At 62.3% G+C, this 20674-nt stretch carries 14 protein-coding genes; 12 read left to right on the top strand and 2 right to left on the bottom strand.

The window, feature by feature from the left end; all coding sequences use genetic code 11:
• The first annotated feature begins 23 nt into the window (after positions 1 to 23).
• From C9427_RS13410 to C9427_RS13430, 5 genes are read left to right on the top strand one after another with little or no spacing between them, the layout of a single operon-like run.
• A complete protein-coding gene (locus C9427_RS13410) occupies positions 24 to 1040 on the top strand; it encodes a sugar ABC transporter substrate-binding protein (RefSeq protein ID WP_167434338.1) in 1017 nt (338 codons plus the stop codon).
• Between the two features lie 14 nt (positions 1041 to 1054).
• On the top strand, positions 1055 to 3169 hold the full coding sequence (locus C9427_RS13415) for an ABC transporter permease (RefSeq protein ID WP_107649637.1): 2115 nt from the start codon (positions 1055 to 1057) through the stop codon (positions 3167 to 3169).
• Positions 3169 to 4272, top strand: coding sequence for an SMP-30/gluconolactonase/LRE family protein (locus C9427_RS13420; RefSeq protein ID WP_107649638.1), 1104 nt, complete (start codon positions 3169 to 3171; stop codon positions 4270 to 4272). Before C9427_RS13415 ends, C9427_RS13420 begins: the two co-directional genes overlap by 1 nt.
• Complete coding sequence (locus C9427_RS13425; RefSeq protein WP_107649639.1) at positions 4269 to 5765, top strand: sugar ABC transporter ATP-binding protein; 1497 nt, start codon at positions 4269 to 4271, stop codon at positions 5763 to 5765. The genes C9427_RS13420 and C9427_RS13425 overlap by 4 nt, the downstream gene beginning before the upstream one ends.
• On the top strand, positions 5749 to 6639 hold the full coding sequence (locus C9427_RS13430; RefSeq protein ID WP_107649640.1) for a hydroxymethylglutaryl-CoA lyase: 891 nt from the start codon (positions 5749 to 5751) through the stop codon (positions 6637 to 6639). The genes C9427_RS13425 and C9427_RS13430 overlap by 17 nt, the downstream gene beginning before the upstream one ends.
• A 30-nt stretch (positions 6640 to 6669) precedes the next feature.
• On the opposite strand, the gene C9427_RS13435 is transcribed toward C9427_RS13430, so the two are convergent.
• Entirely contained in the window at positions 6670 to 6900 is a 231-nt protein-coding gene (locus C9427_RS13435; RefSeq protein ID WP_107649641.1) for a hypothetical protein, read from the bottom strand.
• A gap of 67 nt (positions 6901 to 6967) precedes the next feature.
• Here C9427_RS13435 and C9427_RS13440 point away from each other — a divergent pair, with 67 nt between their 5' ends.
• The 7 genes from C9427_RS13440 (at position 6968) to C9427_RS13470 (ending at position 20100) form a co-directional block, all read left to right on the top strand.
• On the top strand, positions 6968 to 7504 hold the full coding sequence (locus tag C9427_RS13440) for a hypothetical protein (protein WP_146172537.1): 537 nt from the start codon (positions 6968 to 6970) through the stop codon (positions 7502 to 7504).
• A gap of 526 nt (positions 7505 to 8030) precedes the next feature.
• A complete protein-coding gene (locus C9427_RS13445) occupies positions 8031 to 11006 on the top strand; it encodes an autotransporter outer membrane beta-barrel domain-containing protein (RefSeq protein ID WP_167434339.1) in 2976 nt (991 codons plus the stop codon).
• Positions 11007 to 11115: 109 nt separating this feature from the next.
• A complete protein-coding gene (gene bcsN, locus C9427_RS13450) occupies positions 11116 to 12186 on the top strand; it encodes a cellulose biosynthesis protein BcsN (protein ID WP_107649644.1) in 1071 nt (356 codons plus the stop codon).
• Positions 12187 to 12381: 195 nt separating this feature from the next.
• Positions 12382 to 14577 (top strand): UDP-forming cellulose synthase catalytic subunit, encoded by a 2196-nt coding sequence (gene bcsA / locus C9427_RS13455; RefSeq protein ID WP_107649645.1) that lies wholly within the window; start codon positions 12382 to 12384, stop codon positions 14575 to 14577.
• Entirely contained in the window at positions 14574 to 16901 is a 2328-nt protein-coding gene (locus C9427_RS13460) for a cellulose biosynthesis cyclic di-GMP-binding regulatory protein BcsB (protein WP_107649646.1), read from the top strand. The genes bcsA and C9427_RS13460 overlap by 4 nt, the downstream gene beginning before the upstream one ends.
• Positions 16902 to 16954: 53 nt before the next feature.
• Positions 16955 to 17959, top strand: coding sequence for a family 8 glycosyl hydrolase (locus tag C9427_RS13465; RefSeq protein ID WP_107649662.1), 1005 nt, complete (start codon positions 16955 to 16957; stop codon positions 17957 to 17959).
• On the top strand, positions 17956 to 20100 hold the full coding sequence (locus C9427_RS13470; protein ID WP_107649647.1) for a tetratricopeptide repeat protein: 2145 nt from the start codon (positions 17956 to 17958) through the stop codon (positions 20098 to 20100). Before C9427_RS13465 ends, C9427_RS13470 begins: the two co-directional genes overlap by 4 nt.
• 198 nt (positions 20101 to 20298) lie before the next feature.
• Here C9427_RS13470 and C9427_RS35240 read toward each other — a convergent pair whose 3' ends face one another.
• Positions 20299 to 20424 (bottom strand): hypothetical protein, encoded by a 126-nt coding sequence (locus C9427_RS35240; protein WP_280954154.1) that lies wholly within the window; start codon positions 20422 to 20424, stop codon positions 20299 to 20301.
• Positions 20425 to 20674: the final 250 nt, after the last annotated feature.

Raw genomic sequence — 20674 nt, forward strand, 5'->3', positions numbered from 1 at the left:
GTCAAATGCAATGGGAGGAAACCATGCGACTTCTGAAAACGACAAAATGGCTGGCCGCGGCCTGCATCGCGCTTGCCGGTATCGTCACCGCCAGCGCCCAGGACAAGGGCCTGGAAAATCCGCGCTCGACGACGTTCCGCAAGACGCTGGAAGGCAAGAAGGTCGTCTTCCTGCCGCTGTCGATGGGCTTCGACCTGACCGAAGGCTGGGCGGCGGTGATGCGCCAGCAGGCCAAGCGCCTCAAATATGATTTCGAGATCCGCGACCCCGCCTGGAGCACCGATGCGGGAACCCGCGCGCTGCAATCGCTGATCAGCGAGAAGCCGGACCTGATCGTCGCGCACAATCCCGACATCCAGTCCTACGCCCGCCTGCTCGCGCAGGCGCAGGCCGCCGGCATCAAGGTGGTGCAGATCAACCTGGAATCGAACACGCAGACCGATTCCTATGTCGGCGCCGACTGGACCGAGATCGGCGAACAGGCGGCACAGGCCGTGGTCGACAAATGCAGCCCCGGCAAGGGGGCCTCGACCAAGGTCGCCATCGATACCGGTGTGCCAACGGCAGCGTCCGACGTGTTCCAGCTCGACGGCATCTATCGTGTGCTGAACCAGCATCCCGATATCCAGGTGGTTTCGCAGCAGGCCACCGAATACAATCCGGAAAAGGCGCGCTCGATCATGGAAACGGTGCTGCAGCAGCATCCGGACCTGTGCGGCGCCATCGGCATCTGGGACAATCAGGATACCGGCACGGCGTCGGCGATCCAGCAGGCCGGCAAGGGCGACCAGGTCTTCCTCGTCACCAGCGGCGGCGGCAACAAGGTCGGCTGCGAGAATGTCGAGAAGGGCCTGTTCAACCTCTACATCAGCTACAACGTGCCGCTGCAGGGCGAAATCCTGAATGCGGAGATCGCAAGGCTGCTGCTTTCGGATAGCACGGCCGGCGAGAACAAGACGCTCTACTTCAACCCGCTGACACAGATCACCAAGGCCAACGTGAACCAGCGCAATTGCTGGACGCTGGACGATCTGAAGTAGGGAATTCCTGATCTATGGCCACCAGCGATGCGCTTTCACGGCTGCGGTACCGGCTTTTGCCCGACCGTCTGTTCGGTGAGTTGCTGACCAAGAGCTGGATCGACAATGTCATTCCGGCATTGGCGCTGGTGGTCACAATCCTCGTCATGACCTGGATCGTTCCCGGCTATCTCACGGTCGCCAACCTCACCGATCTTGCCCGCCAGGTGTCGGAATTCGGCCTCATCGCATTGGCGCTGACCATCGTCATCCTGTCGGGCGGCATCGACCTCTCCGTCGGTTCGGTGTTTGCGCTATGCGTGCTCGCCGCCCTGGTGTCGATGAACGTGCTCGGCCTGCCGGTCGGCGTGGCGCTGGCCGTGACGCTTGCCACTGGCCTCGCCTGCGGGCTGCTCAACGGGGTGCTGATCGGCTATCTCAGGCTGCGCGCCTTCATCACCACGCTGGTGACGCTGGTCATCTACCGGGCGCTCTACGACATCATCTTTCCCCGGCTTGCCAGCGCGATCGTCGGCTCGATGCCGGTCTCCCCGACATGGGACCTGATCGGCTTCGGCACCGTCTACGGCCTGCCCGTCTCTTTCGCCATTTTCGCCGTCATCGCCATCGGCGTGCATATCGTCCTGTCGCGGCTGAGGCCGGGATGGCGGTTGCGCGCCGTCGGCGGCGCGCGCCGCTCCGCCTACAATGCCGGTATCAACGTCAAGCTGACCGTCTGCCTCGCCTATGTGGCGTCGGGCCTGCTGACCGCGATCGCCGCCTTTCTCTTTTCCGCCAGGCTCGGCAGCACCGGCGCCGACACCGGCATCGGGCTGGAGATTTCCGTACTGACGGCCGTGGTGCTTGGCGGCGTTTCGCTGGGTGGCGGCCGCGGTTCGGTCGGCAATGCGGTGATCGGCTCCATCCTGGTGCTGATCCTGACCAGCGGCCTCATCCGCCTGTCGATGCCTGGTTCGGTCAACCAGCTGATCCTCGGCCTGGTGCTGATCGCGGCCGTGCTGTTCGATGCGAAATGGGTGAAGAACCGCGGCAAGTTGTTGAGCAAGGTCTATGTCTCGCCGACCTATCTGAAGCTGCCGAATTTGACGCCGCCAACTGGAACCGACGTGCTTGCCGTCAATGACAGGCTTGGCGCGGCGGAACTCATCGGGCTCGGCGCGGTCGAAGGTCCTGAAGACGTCGTGCTCGACCGTGACGACAATCTCTATACAGGGACGCGTCACGGCACGATCGTCCGCTTCCTTGCACCCGACTATGCACGGAACGAGGTCTTCGCCCGTGTCGGCGGTCATCCGCTGGGTCTCGCCTTCGCGCCGAATGGCGATCTTCTCACCTGCGTCGGCGGCATGGGCGTCTATCGCGTCTCGCCGGACAGAAAGGTGACGAAGGTCACCGACGAAACCAACCGCAGCCTGCTGTCGGTGATCGACGATTCACGTCTGCGGCTTCCCGACGATCTCGACATCGCGCCGGATGGGCGCATCTTCTTCAGCGAGGCGACGATCCGCTACGAGATGTCGGAATGGGCTGTCGATGCGCTGGAGGGCAGGGGCAACGGCCGGCTGATCTGCCACGACCCGAGGACCGGCGCCACCCGCACCATCCTGCGTGGCCTGATCTTCCCCAATGGCGTTACCATCTGCCGCGACGGCCAGTCGCTGCTCTTTGCCGAGACATGGGCATGCCGCATCTGCCGCTACTGGTTCGACGGACCGGACAAGGGCAAGCATGAAATCTTCCTCGACAATCTGCCGGGCTACCCCGACAATCTGAATCGCGGCTCGGATGGCACCTACTGGATCGCGCTGCTCGGCATGCGCACCAGAACCTTCGATCTGGCCATGCGCAAGCCAGGTTTTCGCCGCCGCATGGCCAAGCGCATCGCCGCCGATGAATGGCTGTTTCCCAACATCAATCGCGGCTGCGTGCTGCGCGTCTCGGCAACCGGCGAGATCATCGATGCGCTCTGGGACGAAGCCGGCGAAAACCATCCCTCGATCACTTCGACCTGCGAGCACAAGGGCTGGCTCTATCTCGGCGGCGTCTCCAACAACCGCATCGGCCGCGTCCGCATCGAAGGCGCCGATCCGCAATGGACGGCGCATGACGATTATTGGGGGAAGCGCTGATGGCGGGGCTGGGCACATTTGTCCGCCGGCTGTTTTCGGCTGATGAAGCCGGCATCAGCGTGCCGGCCATGGACGGCGTCTTCAAGCCGGACAATCGGCTGGAAGAGGCGGAGCGGCTCGTGTCGCTTCCGGCGATCGACAATCTCGTCTCGTCGCCGGCCGGACTGCTCTGCAGCAGCGGCAAGACGCTTTTCCAGCTTGATCCTGGCGGCGCCAGCCTTTCGCCTGTCGCGATAGCGGAGTTCGCGGCGCCGATCAGCTTTGTCGCATCTGCGCCCGATGGCCGCCTTGCGGTGGGGATCGAGGGTGAGGGCCTGCAGACCGGGCAGCCAGGCGCCTGGAAGCGCGTCGACCTCCCAGGCGACATCGCATCCTGCCTGACCGCCGGCGTCTTTGCAGCGGATGGCTCGCTTTACGTGTGTGTCGGCTCCCGCAGGCACCCGGCGCGCGATTGGAAGCGCGATCTGATGGAGGGCGGCAGCAGCGGCATGGTTCTCGCCATCGATTCGGCCGATGGCTCCCATCGCGAACTTGCAGCCAGATTGGCATTTCCCAACGGCGTGGTCATGCTGGGCAATGGCCATCTGGCGATCAGCGAAAGCTGGCGCCACCGCATCGTCGCCGTCGATCCGAAATCTCCGCGTCCGGTAGCGATGCTGGAGGACCTGCCGGCCTATCCGTCGCGTCTGTCGCCCTCTTCCGAGGGCGGTTTCTGGATGGCGCTGTTTGCGCCGTGCCGCCAGCTTTTCGAACTGGTGCTGCGCGAGGACGACTATCGCCGCGAAATGATGGCGACGATTGATCCCGGCGAATGGATCGGGCCGGAACTCGCCGGGTCGGCACGGCCGGATCAGCCGCTGAGCCAGGGTTCGGTCCGGCAGATGGGCGTGCTGAAGCCGTGGGCGCCGTCACGCTCCTACGGCCTCGTCGCGCGCTGCGACGACAGCGGCCTGCCCAGGGAAAGCTGGCACAGCCGCGCCGACGGCAGCATGCATGGCATCACTTCCGTCTGCGAGCACGGCGGCAGCGTCTACGCCGCCTCTCGCGGCTCCGGCACGCTGCTGCGCCTGCCCGGCGCGATATCCGGCGGGGGTCTCGCATGACTGACGTTGTCGAGTTCCGCAAGGCGACCAAGGCCTTCGCCGGCAACGCAGCGGTGCGCGACGTCGATTTCACGCTACGGCAAGGCGAGGTCCATGCGCTGCTCGGCGAGAACGGCGCGGGGAAGTCGACGCTGACCAAGGTGCTGGCGGGCCTCTATCCGCTGACCTCCGGCGAGATGCTGATCGACGGCAAGCCGGTCAGCTTTTCGTCGCCGGGCGACGCCATGAAACACGGCATCGCCATGGTGTTCCAGGAGACCAATCTCATCCCGTCGATGAACGTCGCCCAGAACATCTTCCTGGGCGAAGAAAGCTTCTTCAACCGGTTGCGCGGCGTCAACATCAAGGCGCAGCAGCATTTGCAGCGACTGAACTTCCATGTCGAGCCGACCGCGCTGGTGTCGACGCTCGGCGCCGCCAAGAAGCAGATGGTCGAGATCGCCCGCGCCGTCCACCACAATGCCCGCATCTTCATCTTCGACGAGCCGACGGCGACGCTGACGCCGGAGGAAAAGCAGCACTTCTTCGCCCTGGTCGAACGGCTGAAGGGCGAGGGCGCCTCCATCATCTTCATTTCGCATGCGCTGGAAGAGGCGCTGTCGATCGCCGACCGCATCAGCGTGCTGCGCGACGGCGCGCTGATCGTCACCGACGAAGCCCGCAATCTCACCCGCGAGAAGATCGTCCAGGCGATGGTCGGCCGACAGCTGACGGACGCGCTCTATGGCGACGCCGCCAAACGCGTCGCGCGCGCACCGCGCGAAAAGGTGCTGACGCTCGAAAACGTCTCGATGGGCAAGGCGGTGCGCAGCGCCACGCTGTCGGTGTTTGCCGGCCAGGTGACCGGGCTGTTCGGCCTGGTCGGCGCCGGCCGCACCGAGATGATGAAGATCGCGGCGGGCGTTTTGAAACGCGACTTCTTCCATGGCGGCCGCATCACGCTGCGAGGCGAGGTGGTGCGCTTCCGCGTGCCGCGACAGGCGGTGCGGCGCGGCGTCGCCTACATCACCGAGGACCGCAAACTCGACGGCCTGTTCGACACGATGGGCATCGCCCAGAACGTATTTTTGGGCAAGCTGGCCAAGGGCTCCAATCCGGTCTCGGTGATCGGCCTCAATGAGGCGCGCCGGCAATCGGCCGAATGGATCGAGACCATGAAGGTCCGCTCGATCGGCGCCAATGCGCGCTTGGTCGAGCTTTCCGGCGGCAACCAGCAGAAAGTGGTCATCGCCAAATCGCTGATCCAGGCGCCGTCGCTGATCATCTTCGACGAGCCGACGCGCGGCGTCGACGTCGGCGCCATCGCCGAGATCCACCAGATCATCGAGCGGCTTGCCGATGCCGGCGCGGGCGTCGTCGTCATCTCGTCCTATCTTCCCGAAATCCTCAACCTCTCGGACCGTATCCTGGTGGCGCGCCAGGGCCGCATCGTCGAGGAGATGACCATCGACGAGGCCTCCGAAGAAAAGATCATGTATGCCGCCGTCCATTGAACAGCCCGGCGGGGACCGGCAGGTCACGATCGTCGAAGTCGGTCCGCGCGACGGGCTGCAGAACGAAAAGCGGCTGGTCTCGACCGGTGAAAAGCTGCGCCTGATCGGCATGCTGGCCGATTGCGGCTTTGCCCGCATCGAAGCGACGGCGTTCGTCTCGCCGAAATGGGTGCCGCAGATGGCCGACCACGAGGCGGTCATGCGCGGTGCTGCGCGGCGTGCGGGTCTTGTGCTGTCCGCCCTGGTGCCCAACGAGCAAGGTGCCCGCGCCGCGATTGCGGCCGGCGCGCAAGAACTCGCTGTGTTCACCAGCGCTTCGGAGACGTTTTCGAAACGAAACACCAATTGCACGATCGAGGAAGGGCTCGCCCGTTTCGTGCCGGTGATGGCGCTGGCCGCGGAACACGCCTTGCCGGTGCGGGGCTATGTTTCCTGCGCCGTCGATTGCCCCTATGAAGGCCCGATCGAACCCGGCGCGGTCGCAAAGGTCGTCGCTCGGCTGCGCGATCTCGGCTGCGCCGAAATCGCCGTCGCCGACACGATCGGCAGGGCGACGCCGGAGCGCGTGCATGCCATGGTGCTGGCCACCCTCGAAGAGGCTGAGGCTGCGCGGCTGGCCGGCCATTTCCACGACACCAGCGGCCTCGCGCTCGCTAACGTCGACGCCGCCTGGGATCTCGGGCTCAGGGTCTTCGATTCCGCTGCCGGTGGCCTGGGTGGCTGTCCCTATGCGCCTGGTGCCGCAGGCAATCTTCGAAGCGGTGCCCTGGTGGAGCACTTTGCGTCGAGAGGGATCGCGACCGGGGTCAATCGCGAGTTGCTGGCCGAGATAGAAAACATGCTCGCCGAAGGCGCTTTTTTCAGCGAGCTGTGAGCATTCAAACCATCTGGCCGATCAAGGCTCTCATGGAGCGTCCGGCGACGCCTTGCGATAGGGGCCTGCCAGCATGGCTGAGAGGTCAAAGCGCAAGATGTTCCTGCCCGGATCGAAATCCGGGATGGGCATCGGTGCGAAGTAGACAAGTGTGGTGTCATACGCCGGACAAGTGACCCGCGCGAGGCGGATCGCAATCAGCGGAGGCAGGGCTTCCAACTGAATTTGCAGCGGCGAATGGCTCCCGAGATGCTGATCCAATATCGCACCTCCGACCTTAGTTCAAAATGGCTCAGCGGATACGCATGATAAGCGGGCGCATGCCAATTTGGTCAGCGTGATCACCTTCACGGAAGCAGTCTTCCAAATCGCTAAAATGATTACGCTGCACAACTCCCGATGGGCTAGCAGCAGGAGGACAGACCAAATGACCACGTACCGCATAAGTTGGGGATTGCTCGCGGCGCGCCGCATTGCGGCGGCGCGCGGGCTCGATCCGTTCGACGGCGAAGCCTTCGCCCGCTCGCTCGCGCCCCGCATTCTTGAGATCGCGCATGCAATCATGCAGATTGAACCGCGCCGTGGGCCGCGCGAGATCGCGCTGCATCAGTTGCGTGAGGTGATAGGCCGCCACGCCGCCGATATCCCCGATCTGGTGGTTTCGGAAAACATCGCCCAGGCGGCCGTATGGCTGCTCCGCTGGGCGCAGGAAGGTCCAAGTCTAGCCGCCGACAATCCCAAGCCGGAGCGTACCTTGCTGCGCAACATGCGGATGACCGTCTTTCTTGCCGATGGCTGCGCGAAAGAGTGGGACAGGGTTGTTGAGATAGACCGCCATCCCACTCGACATGACGGCCGCAGATGACTTGAGCGGGGAGGCCCCCAAGCCCGCCTCAAAAAAGGATTTTCACCCATCCCCGATGCTGTGCGGTCCCTAGGAACCCTTCGCGCCGATCGAGATTAACGTCTGCTTTCCCCGATTCGCTCTTAGGCTCTCTGGCTGGAAAGGATGCTTGGCGGGAGCTTCTCTCAAGAGTAACCGCAACGGCTGGCATCTTGCTATGGTGCGGCGATGAGAATCTTCAAGTTACTTTGGCCGACTGGACAGCTGGATCTATTCGAATAATTGTCATCTCCACAATGATTCGCTGCTGCTATCCATTTCACGTCCAATGATCCGCCTGTTCAGACCGGCAGAATCGGGCGAAATGTGTGCCAGATCGACCGTTGCAATGGCTATTTGTCCCTTCGCCGCCGTTTTCCTGCTCCAGCCTGTGAGTTCAGGGGCACAGGAGCACGTGCCGCAGCCATTCCAGATTCGATCTTCGGATGTGAACCCGAAATCCTCGGCCGGTGATGGCAACGCGCCTTTCGCAATTACCGCCGATGACGTGGCCCCTAAATTAACCTCGAGCGGTAGTGTCACGACCTATCAGGGAACGGAATCGGCCGGCGAAGCGGCAATCACCAACAACGAGAACGACAGGGTGGAATTCCTCGACCAGAGCACCGCGGCTCAGGCGACCATCGTAAACAATTCAGGCGGCAGCGCGCATTTTTCCGACCAGTCGACGGCGGGGAGTGCGTTCATGACCAACAATGCCGACAGCCTGATCGAATTCACCGGCCAATCCACGGCGGCGGGATCGAACATCACGAACAATGAAGGCGGCAAGATTTCCTTCGACGATGACGCCGGTGGCGGCAACGCCGCGATCGCCAATAACGGCTCGATCGCCTTCCAGGGCAACGCCAGCGCCGAACAGGCAAACATCGTCAGCAATGCCGGTGCTACCGTTTCGTTTTCGGGAAATGCCACTGCCGGCACCGCCCAGATCACCAACAATGGCGGCTTGAATTTTGAAGGGAGTTCGAGCGCGGGCCAGAGCCTGATCACCAACAATGAGGGTGCCGCGACGCGTTTTTCCGGCAACAGTTCGGCCGCGACCGCGGCAATCACCAACAATGGCGGCGTCACCTTCACGGACGATGCCACCGCCGGTTCGGCGAGCATCATCAACAATCAGTCCGGTGAGGTTGCCTTCTCCGGCAATGCCTCTGCCGGGACGGCTTTCATGGCCAATAGCGGACAGCTCGATTTTGCCGGCTCCAGTTCGGCCGGCACCGCGGAGGTCGTCAACAATGCAAGCGGTGTCGTGACGCTTTCGGGCTCGGCCACGCTGGCCAATGCCTCCGTCAACAATGGCGGGTTGGTGGATTTCTCCGGCAATGCATCAGCGGGCGCTGCCACCATCGTGACGGGGCCAGCCGGCCGGACGGTTTTTCGCGAGCTGAGCTCGGGCGGCACCGCCGCGCTGGAGACGAACCTGGGCGGAACGGTCGATTTTTCCGGGGTTTCCGATGGACAGATCGAAGTCGGGTCAATCCAGGGGCCGGGGACGTATTATCTCGGTGGCGTCGCCCTCGTCGTCGGAGGAAACAATTTGTCCACGACAGTCGATGGCGCCATTGTCGACGGCGGATTGTCGGGCGGCACCGGCGGTTCACTGGTCAAGACAGGCGGCGGCACGCTCACGCTCTCGGGGCCCAATACCTATACCGGGGCAACGGATGTCAGCGGCGGCGTTCTGCAGGCAGGTGCGGCGGGTGCTCTTTCGGCAAGGTCGGATTTCATCGTTGGCGCCGGAGCGCTGCTTGACCTCGCCGGTTTCGACCAGACGATCGGCTCGCTCTCGGGCACAGGATCGGTCGATCTCGTCACCGCCCGGCTGACGACAGGCGGGAACGATGCCGACACCGTCTTCGGAGGCACGGCCAGTGGGACCGGCGGCCTTACCAAGACTGGCGCCGGCACCATGGAACTCGCCGGCGTCAACGCCTATTCCGGGACGACCGAGGTGGAGCAAGGCGAGCTGCGCGTTTCGGGCTCCATCGCCGCTTCGGCAGTGCAGGTCGATGCCGGCGCCATCCTGAGCGGCAACGGCACTGTGGGCGCGACGACGGTGGCGGGCACTCTGGCACGGGAAAACGACGGTGGCACGCTGTCGGTCGCTGGCGATCTCGTTCTCGGCCACGGTTCCACTTACAGCCTGTCGCTGGATCCGAATGCTGGGGCAAGTCTGTTGACTGTGAACGGCACTGCGACGGTTGAGGGAAGCTCCCTCGTCGTTTCTGTGATCGGCGACTTCACCATCGAGGGGACCAGCTTCAGAATCCTCTCGGCATCGCAGGTGATCGGCAGTTTTTCCGACGTTCAAAGCGACATGCCGTTCATCGACCTCGCGCTGCACTATGGGGGCGGGACCGTCGACCTCGACGTGTCACGCAACAATACAGATTTCACATCGGTCGCCGAAACCGCCAACCAGCGAGCCGTGGCGGGTGCGCTCGCGGACTTGCCGGACGGTGCGATCGTCGATGCCGTCGTTGCTTCGGCAAGTCCATCCGCGGCGCGTTCGGCGTTCGATGCGCTTTCGGGCGAGATCTACCCGAGCCTCGCCAATAGCCTGTTGGAAAGCGATGCCGCGCTGCGCGATATCATGCTCGCCCAGGCCAGAAATTCCGCTGCCGAAGATGGTTCCCAGACACGGTCACGGCTATGGTTCGATCCCTATCTGGCCGAGATAGCGGGCGGCTCCGACGGCAATGCCGCCAGCAGCCATATAAGTCGCTCCGGTTTTCTCACGGGTGGCGATCTTAAACTGAGTGAAAACTGGCTGGTTGGCCTTGCGGCGGGTTATGGCGAGAGCGATTTCGACGTCAGCGCACGCGCGTCGGACGCCAATGTCGACACGCTCAGCATCGGGGCCTATTCGGCATGGGCAGGGTCGGGATTGCGGGGCCGGTTTGGCGGGCTGTATTCCTGGCATGAAATCAACTCCGAACGAAGCATCGCCTTTGGAGCGTTCAGGGACAAAGTCAAAGGCAACTACAATGCGCGCTCCGGACAGGTGTTCGGCGAAATCGACTATCCATTCAAACTTGCTCGGGCCGAAATTGCGCCGTTCGTCAACCTGACATATGCGCGTTGGGATGCGGATGGCTGGTCCGAAAGCGGCGGTGACGCCGCGCTGGACATCCAGGCCTCGCATCTGGACGGCTTGATCACCACGACCGGTTTGCGCATGGGCGCCGAATTTCCCTGGAGCAGCGATCTGCTGGTCCGGCTCGGGGCAATGGCCGGCTGGCGCTTCACATCGCTTGGTGGCAGCGGAGAGTGGCACCAGCTCGCCGGCGCGAGCCCATTCTTTATTGGCGGCGTCCCCGTTGAACGAAACGCTGCTGTACTCGGCGCCGATCTGCGCCTAGCGTTTCGATCGATGTCGCTGGGCCTAGCCTATGATGGATTGCTGGAGCGTGGCTCCCAGTACCAATCATATAAAGGCTTCCTCACGGTGAAGTTCTGACCAGGGCGAGTTGCAAATTTGACTCGGTTACAGGCTTCTCTTGGGGGCAAGGTTCTTTTGCTGGGATTATTCCTTCGTCAAGCAGCGCGAATCTCATAGCGTCGCATGCATGGACTTCGCCGAGGGTCGCCACGTCTGCCCGGTTTTGAGGGAGCGTCTCGATTCAATTCGAGGCTCTTGCCTGTGGAGAATTGGCGCGGCGTTCGCCCTGAAGATTGCAAGCCTGGCCCTGGTACTGATGCTTGCCGCTTGCGCCCAGCCTCCGCCGCTTGTGAATTCGTCCGGAACGAACCTCGTTTCGACCGAAACGGCTTTTGCGTTTCCCGCGCCAGGCGGCCCTGCAATCACCGCCATCATCGAGCGGCGATTCACCAATGCCGCCCAGCAGGACATTCTGCTTTCGACATCGGCGCGTACGCCCGGCCAGAACATGTTGAGGGTTCAGTTGTTTGGGCCGGTCGATACATCGGTCGCCGGGGAAACCCGGCTTCGCGACGGATATCTTCCGATCGGCGATGTCGGGTCGGAGATGCGGAAGCTGCTGCCGGGCATCCGGATGTTGCGTTCGCCCTATTATGTGCAGAACAAATATGGGCCGTTTGGCTATGCCGCGGGGCGCTCGGCATCGGGTGACACCTGTCTCTACGGCTGGCAGCGTATAAGCTCAACCGGCATGACCCAAACCTGGGTGGGGAACAAAGGCTCGATCCAGGTTCGTCTTCGTCTGTGCGACCAGAATGCATCCGAGCAAAGACTTCTCGACGTCATGTATGGCTATACGATCACCTCGTCCTTCAAGACGCGCAATTGGAATCCGTATGGCGAGCCCGCCGCGCCAGATGCATCCCTTGGCAAGTCAGGGCAGCCGATCTACCCCGTTGGTATTTCGCGTTTCGAGACTGTAACCGGGCCGCCGCCCGCCGCGCAGCCAGGACAGTCAAATGGCCGGGTGTATCGCACCCAGAGGCAGGCGTCGGTAGAGCCACCTCCAGCTCCCTCGCAGCCAGCGTCCGTGGGGCCAGTCGTGCCACCGCCGCCGGGAGCGGAGAGTGCCAACTCCCAAACGCCGGCTTCGTCCGTAGCGCCTCCGGTCTCCGCGGCGGATACCGTCGGGAAGGGCCCTGTGCCGATCGTGCCGCCGCCGCCTTGCGTGGCTGACGCGGCGGGCGGCTGCAAATGAGCGAGTTTACCATTCGCTAACCATACCGAGAACGGGCACGGGCCATGAAGCCGAAATCAACCATTACGTGTTCGGATGCATGGTCGCTGCGAGTGGTGGCGCACCCCACAAAAAAGCTGGGAACGCAGGGGCGCAGCCGGGGACCGGGACGCGATTGAACCGACAGGTGGCAAGCGTCCGAATGTAGAGGCGTGAATGCGGAAGTTCCTGAGCGTCGTTCAATGGGCCTTGGCATCGGTGTGCGTGCTCACACTTGTGACGCTGCCCATCAGTTTGGAAACCCAATTGGTTGCCGGCATGTGCGTGCTCGTCGCCATGATGGTGCTGAAGCTCGTGCGACCGGATGGCATCTGGCGGCTGGTTGCCCTTGCTTTCGGCACAGCCATCGTCATGCGCTATGTGTACTGGCGCACGACAAGCACGCTGCCGCCAGTCAACCAGCTGGAGAACTTCATCCCCGGCTTGATGGTCTATCTCGCGGAAATGTACAGCGTGCTGATGCTGGCGCTCAGCCTTTTCGTCGTGGCGCTGCCGCTTCCCTCGCGACCGTCGCGCGCCAATTCCGGCGATCGCATGCCCTCGGTCGACGTCTTCATTCCCACCTACAACGAAGATCCGGACCTGCTGGCCAACACGATGGCCGCAGCCAAGGGCATGGATTATCCAGCCGACAAATTCAATGTCTGGCTGCTCGATGATGGTGGAACCGTTCAGAAGCGGAACTCGGACAAAATCGGCGACGCCAACAATGCGGAGCGGCGCCGTGCTCAATTGCAGAAGTTGAGCGCCGAGATGGGCGTGAACTACCTGACGCGCGATCGCAACGAACATGCAAAGGCCGGCAACCTCAATAACGGACTCTCAAAGTCGACGGGTGAGCTCATCGCCGTGTTCGATGCGGATCATGCGCCGGCACGCGATTTTCTCAAGGAGACGGTCGGCTATTTTGATGAAGATCCAAAGTTATTCCTAGTCCAGACGCCGCATTTCTTCCTCAATCCAGACCCAGTTGAGCGAAATCTTCGCACCTTTGAAAAAATGCCGTCCGAAAACGAGATGTTCTACGGCATTATTCAGCGTGGCCTCGACAAATGGAATGCGGCTTTCTTCTGCGGATCGGCGGCGGTGCTGCGCCGTACGGCTCTTGCGGAAACCGGCGGCTTCAGCGGCGTCAGCATCACCGAAGACTGCGAGACTGCGGTCGAACTGCACGCGCGTGGCTGGCATAGCGTCTATGTCGACAAGCCGCTGATTGCCGGATTGCAGCCGGCAACCTTCGCCAGTTTCATCGGCCAAAGAAGCCGCTGGGCGCAGGGCATGATGCAGATACTGCGATTCAGATTCCCGCCGCTCAAGCGTGGCCTCTCAATTCCGCAGCGTCTTTGCTACACGTCGTCGACGCTGTTCTGGCTGTTCCCGTTCCCGCGCACGATCTTCCTGATCGCGCCGCTGTTCTACCTGTTCTTCGACCTGCAGATCTTCACCGCGTCCGGCGGCGAGTTCATGGCCTACACGCTCGCCTACATGATCGTGAACCTGATGATGCAGAACTATCTCTACGGCGCCTTCCGCTGGCCATGGGTCTCGGAACTCTATGAATATGTCCAGACGGTGCATCTGCTCCCCGCCGTGATTTCCGTGATCCTGAATCCGAGGAAGCCGACATTCAAGGTCACCGCAAAGGACGAATCGATAGCGAGGAGCCGGCTGTCGGAAATCGGAAAGCCGTTTTTCGCCATCTTTGGTGTCCTGCTCGCTGGCGTGGCGATGACGGTCTACAAGGTTTACACCGAGCCATACAAAGCGGATGTCACACTGGTCGTCGGGGGCTGGAATCTGCTCAACCTCATTATCGCCGGATGCGCGCTAGGTGTGGTCTCCGAACGGGGAGAGCGCGCCGCCACGAGACGCGTCAAGGTCAGCCGTCGCTGTGATTTCCAGGTCGCCGGGAAATGGCTTCAGGGGACAATCGAGAATGTGTCGGCAAACGGCGCCCGCGTGCTGGTCTTCGGCGCCGAGCTCGAGGATCTCGTGATCGATGCCAAGACTGGAATTCGGTTCAAATTGTTCTCCGACGGGACTGAAGCCGTCTTGCCGGTGTCGATACGAAACTTCGAGCGAACAACGGACAGCATCGCGATCGGATGCCTCTACCTGCCGACCGAAGCCGTTCATCATCGGCTTGTCGCCGACCTGATCTTCGCGAACTCAAAGCAGTGGGAACAGTTCCAGCTGTCGCGCAGAGGCAATCCGGGGTTGCTGCGGGGGACGTTCTGGTTCCTGAGGTTGGCGATCTTCCAGACCTACCGGGGCCTGGTTTACTTCTGGCGTGACCTGCGCGGACGGGACAACATAGAGCCCATCGGACAACTCGCGGAGAAGCGGCAATGAGAGCCGTTTTCGTGTCGGTCGCATTGCTTCTGCTGGCAGTATCGCCGGCAGTCTCCCAAACCAGCCCGTTCGACATGTCCCCTGAAAAGCCGGCTGTTCCCGCGCCTGTTCAACCGACAGGAGTGGCGCCAGCCCAAAATGACAGCGCGCCGATTGCAGCGGCGGCGCCGCAGCCGGCCGCGTCGCTGGCACGGCGCTATATCGTGCCATTCACCGAGCTGGTGCTTTCGGGAGAATATTCGCAACGCTCGTGGTCACTCTTTCTCACGCCGGAACAGGCTGCCGCGAAGGCGGAGCTGCATCTGGGCTATCAAAATGCCGTTGTCATCGCCCCCGAGGCGTCGCGTCTGAAAATATCCATCAATGGCAGCGAGTTGGTCGATGCGCCGATCGCCTCGTCGGAGAATGCCTCCGACATCTCGGTCAACATACCCGCGAACCTCCTGCACGCCGGGATGAACGACATAGCGATATCCGCGCTCCAGAGGCACCGTACGGATTGCACGATTGAATCGACCTACGAACTGTGGACGCAGATCGACACAGCCAAGACCTTTCTTTCATTCGACGGTCCCGACGCAGGGCGTTGGAAGCGCGTCGACGATCTGCGCGCGATCGGCGTGGACGAAAATGGCGCAACGACCTTCAACCTGATTGTTCCGTCAATGGGACAAACAATCTCGACGTCACCGGCGGTGCGCCTGGGTGAGGCACTGGCGCTGATGGCCAGTATGCCGAACCAGTCCTTCGACGTCAGCGAGACCGGATCGTCGGCCGCCAAACCCGGCATGGCGACCATAGTCCTGGGGCCAGCATCGGAGCTTTCCAATGTGCTGGCGACAGTCCCCCCTGCCGCCGAAACCGGTCCGGTGGCAACATTGATCGACGATCCCAGGCTTGGTCCTTCCATCCTGGTGGTGAGCGGCCCCACCTGGCAGGCAGTCGATATGGCGATCGACGATATTGCCAAGCAAGTCGACCGGCCTGCAGGGAGCCTACGGACGAGCCTGTCGACCCGGACATGGCGGATGCCGGATGTGCCATTGCTGTCGAGTGCCAGCCGATTGAAGTTTTCCGAGCTTGGCATGAACACGCTGGAATTCTCAGGGCGCAGGGTGCGCACCGATTTCGCGGTCGGGGTCCCTTCGGACTTCTATGCCAACGCCTATGGCGAAGCGACGATCCTATTGGATGCCGCCTACTCGCAGGACGTGCTGCCCGGGAGCCACATCGACGTCTATGTCAATGACAATATTGCCGCCACGGTGCCGATCACGACCTCCGGTGGTGAGATTCTGCGGCATCTGCCGATCAAGGTCACCATGCGGCACTTCAGACCGGGCGACAACGTCATTGCGCTTGAAGCCGTTCTCATGACCCGGGCCGACGCAATATGCGCGCCCGGCGCGACGGCGCAAGGCGGCCAGCGCTTCGTGATTTTCGACAGCTCCGAGTTGGCCGTGCCCGACTTCGCGCGAGTGGCCAGGACGCCCGATCTTGCAGGTATCAGCGGCACCGGTTTCCCCTATAACCGTTCGGAATACACGTTGCCGCTGATCATGGACCGAACTCAGCCGGAAAGCGTTTCCGCTGGGGTCACGCTTCTGGCGCGCATGTCGGTTGCCGCCGGACGCCTCATCGCCGTGGACTCCCTGACCGCGGCCACCGCCGTGGCGGACAGGAACGCTCTGTTCATCAGCGCGATCTCGCAAGTTCCCCCGACAGTGCTGGCGCAGGTCGGTGTTTCGAACGGCGCCTCCTCGACATGGGGGGAAACCGTTGCCTCGATCCATCCGAATACCGAGGCGACATTCGACCGATGGCGCGAAAGGCTGCGCGACAGCGGGTGGCGCGGCCAGATCGGCTCGCTTCAGGATTGGCTGACAAGGACCTTCAACATATCCATGAATTCATTTCGGATCTTCCCAGGCCCCGCAGCCGAATTCACGCCGCAAGGCAGCGCCAGCCTGGTCGTCGCGCAGGAAGCCAGCCCGGTGGGTTCCGGCACATGGACGCTCGTTACCGCTCCGACGGTCGGTGCTCTGCGGGATGGTGTCCGCTCGCTGACGGAACAGGGCACTTGGCGGCAGATGGAAGGACACATCACAACCGTCGACGCCAGCGACGACAAGGTTGCCACCGTGCCAGTCACGCGTTTCAATTTCGTCGAAACGCAGCCATTTTCAATCTGGAACTATCGCCTGATCGTCGCCAACTGGCTATCCGCCAATGCGCTGTCCTATGCTGTCGTGCTGACCTTGCTGTCGATCTTGCTGGGCTTTGCAACCGCCGGACTGCTTGGCGCGCTGGGACGGCGCAGGTGACACGTTCTGCGCGGGCGTTGCTTGTTGTTCTTGCCGGCGCCCTGCTTGTTGTGATGGCGCAATCCCGGGATGCTCGATCGGCTGGAGCAATTACGACGAAGGAATGGACCCTTTACAAGGAAAAGTTTCTCGACCCGAGCGGAAGAATCATTGACAACGCCAATGGAAAGATCAGTCACAGCGAAGGTCAGGGGTACGGGCTGCTATTGTCCTATCTTGCCGATAACAGGGGTGATTTCGATCGCATCTGGGCATTCACCCGCACGGAGATGCTGGTGCGGAACGATGGATTGGCTGCCTGGAAATGGGACCCGGCGGCGGCCCCGCACGTAGCCGACACCAACAATGCCAGCGATGGCGACGTGCTGATCGCTTACGGTCTGGCGCTCGCAGGGGCTGCCTGGCAGCGCCCTGACCTCAGCGCTTCCGCACGCAATATCGCGGTCGCGCTGGCTGCCGGTGGATTGGAAACGGTGGGCGATCTTGTTCTGCTGAAGCCGGGCAATTCGGGCTTCGCCGCCAGTGACCGCAAGGACGGCCCCGTCGTCAACCCGTCCTACTGGGTGTTCGAAGCGTTTCCGGTATTGGCCGAGTTGGTGCCGGACGGGCCCTGGCGGGAGGTCGATGACAGTGGCAAGGCCTTGCTGGCGGCTTCCATGAAAATCGGGGTATCAAGCCTGCCGCCGGATTGGGTGTCCTTGAAGGCCAAACCTCGTCCTGCCGATGGGTTTCCCCAGGAATTCAGCTACAACGCCGTGCGAATCCCGCTTTACCTTGTCCGTTCCGGCAATCGCGACCGGGCGTTGCTGGAACCATTCATGACCCAAATGCCCGATCAGAAAGGGCGCGTGCGTATCGTCAACATTGCCACAGGCCAAACACGTCAATTGCTTGACGACGCCGGCTATCGCATCATCCCCGCCCTGGTCTCCTGCGTCCTCGACGGGACACCGCTGCCCGACGACATGCGGTCGTTCACGCCGACCGACTACTACCCTTCGACCTTGCAGTTGCTGGCGCTGTCCTATGCAAGGCGCCACAAGCCGGATTGTCTATGAAACCGGTGGTGTTCATAGCTGCCGGCGTTGCGCTGCTTGGCGCGGTCGTTCTCCGAGACGCCGGCTATTTCGGTGGGGGTGCTTCGATTCCCGATGCCGGTCGTCCCGCTACCGGCAATGCTCAATCCGAGGCGGGATATTCGTCTGTTGCGCAGCAAGCGCCCGCAACGACGGCTCCTGCGAAGCCCAACGGTGCGCGGGCTGCGTCGCCGAAGGTCGACGAGACCGCGCTCCGCTATTTTGCCTCCAAGGGCGATACCAAGCGGTTGGAGGCTGAGATTGCCCGGCTGAGAGCCCTCTACCCGCAATGGACGCCGCCGGAAAATCCCTTGGCCGTGCAGGAAGTGGGCGACCTGCAACTCGACCAGATGTGGAAGCTCTATTCCGAAGGCAAACTCGCCGAGGTACGAAAGGCGATAGCCGACAGGCAAACCGCGCAGGCCGGCTGGCAGCCCCCAGCGGACCTGCTCGACCGGCTGGCGGTCGCGGAAGCCAGGGAACAACTCGTCAACGCCTCCAATCTAAAGCAATACGAGGCCGTCATCCGGATTGGCTCAACCAGCTCAAGTCTGCTGACATGCGGCGATGTCGATGTGCTCTGGCGCGTGGCCGAAGCCTTCGCCAACACACATCGCGAGGACCGGGCGCGCGACGCCTACCTCTATGTGCTGAACAATTGCAAGAAACCCGAGGAGCGCATAGCCACAGTACAGAAGGCGTTGCCGCTGCTGTCGCGGCCAAATCTCGAGCAGCTTCTGGCCACGGAGCAGAAGACGGCCGACGGCAAGGGAGAATTTTCGGCGATACGCGGCGATATTGCCAGACAAAGCCTCGCCGACGCCGACGCGGACCCGAAGCTGGTTGTCGCACCGGCCGATATTGCGACTGTGAAAGCGCTGGCGACCGAGGGCGGGTTGCCGTCCGATGCTCTTTTGCTGGGCTGGTACTACGTCCGCCGTGACAACCCGAAAGATGCGGAAGAATGGTTTCGAAAGGCCCATGACAAGGAAGACACAGCCGGTGCCTCGCAAGGGCTGGCGCTTGCACTGATCAACCAGAATCGCCCCGCCGAAGCCGAGCAAATCCTCTATTCGTGGCGCGATACGAACGATGATGTGCGACGCGTCTATCTGGCTGCGATAGCGAACCTCCTGGCTGTCACGCCGCCGCCGCCCCTCAGCACTGAAGTCCTGCAGCGGATGGTTCAGGAAGTCTACGCCGCCAAGGATGCCGCGTCCGCGCAACAGCTCGGCTGGTACGCCGACGGGTTGGACCAGTGGCAGACAGCCGCGCAATGGTTCAAGCTAGCACTCGACTGGAAGCCCGATGACGAGCCTTCTGCCTACGGCCTCGCGCTGACCCGCTGGAAAATCGGCGACAAGGCCGGTGCGCGGGAAATACAGGCGGCTTGGGCGGGACGCTCCGAACGCATACCGACGGTCGGCGAGCGCAGCATCGAGACGGCGGCTGTCGGAAAAGACGCGGGGACAGACCCGCGCGCGCGACAGCCAGTGATACAGAGCCGCCCTGAGGATCAGGCGAAAACAGATCAATCCGAGGATCAGCCAAGATCCAATCGAAATGACGCACAAGCGAGCCCTCGTGCCAGAGCCAAGCGGCAGAATCGAGGCTGCTCGAGCACCATCGATCCAGCGTCATTGGCTCCCGCCGCGGCGCTTACGCGCGGCTGGTGCCTGATGGAGGCAAACAGGCCGGTTGAAGCGGCAGTGGCCTTTGAAATCGCGCTAGGCGGTTCCGGCAAAACCCGCTCCGACGCAGCGTACGGGCAAAGCCTGGCCTATTTGCGTGCCGGGCTTTCCGACATGGCGGCAGTGGCTGCCTCCAAGGCGCCTTTGGATGCCGACCGCAGGGTCCAAGTACAGACCGCGCTTCTGGAAGCCCAAGCGACAACCGCTTTCGACCAGGGGCGATATGTCGAGGTCCTCATGGCATTGGATGAAAGGTCGCGCATTGCGCCCGAGCGCACCGGCCTGATGGTGCTGCGCGGCTACGCATATCTGAAACTGCGGCGGTTCGGCGACGCGGAACAGGTTTTTCGTGCGGCCGCAGGCACCGGGAATCGGGATGCTCTGAAGGGGCTGAACGATGTCAGGGTGACCCGCGACGCTAGATTTCAGTGACGAGCCATCAGAGTTCGCTTCTCGTCGCCAGCCTTCGAGACGTTCGTCGCTGAGGAATTCCTCCGCGATGCAATGTGAAAGAGAGGTCCCACTCGCTGGCACAGGTGGCATGTTGCCACACGGAGGACCCGGGCAGGACGCCGCTATGAGAACGGCAGTCCCGCCAGCACCGAGCGCGGACTGCCATCCTCACCATCGTCACTCAACAATCACGATGCCGACCGGCTGAAGGCCAATCTGCTCGGCCTCTACGTCAACGCCGTCAGACGTTTCTGGTGATTCCGAATCTGCATCGGCGATGCGAGACTTGATCGAAACCGTCACGGTATTTCGAGACCATCGAGGATCGGCGGGATCGATGTCGAAATCGCTGGGCGCTTAACGGCACTCTTGGGCGAGGGCTCCTTCATGCGCGACCTTGCAGACCGTCGACAATCCGTTCGGCAAGATGTCTTAGGTACAAACTGTTACCCATGTCTCCGGGCCGTACACAGGGGGAATGGTGGTAGCGGGAGAGCGCTACCGCCTTTCCCATACTCGGAGACTATTCGATATCTTCTACGGTGCTGGGGAT

Source organism: Mesorhizobium helmanticense (assembly GCF_003034915.1).
In the GTDB taxonomy this organism is placed as follows: Bacteria; Pseudomonadota; Alphaproteobacteria; order Rhizobiales; family Rhizobiaceae; genus Mesorhizobium; species Mesorhizobium helmanticense.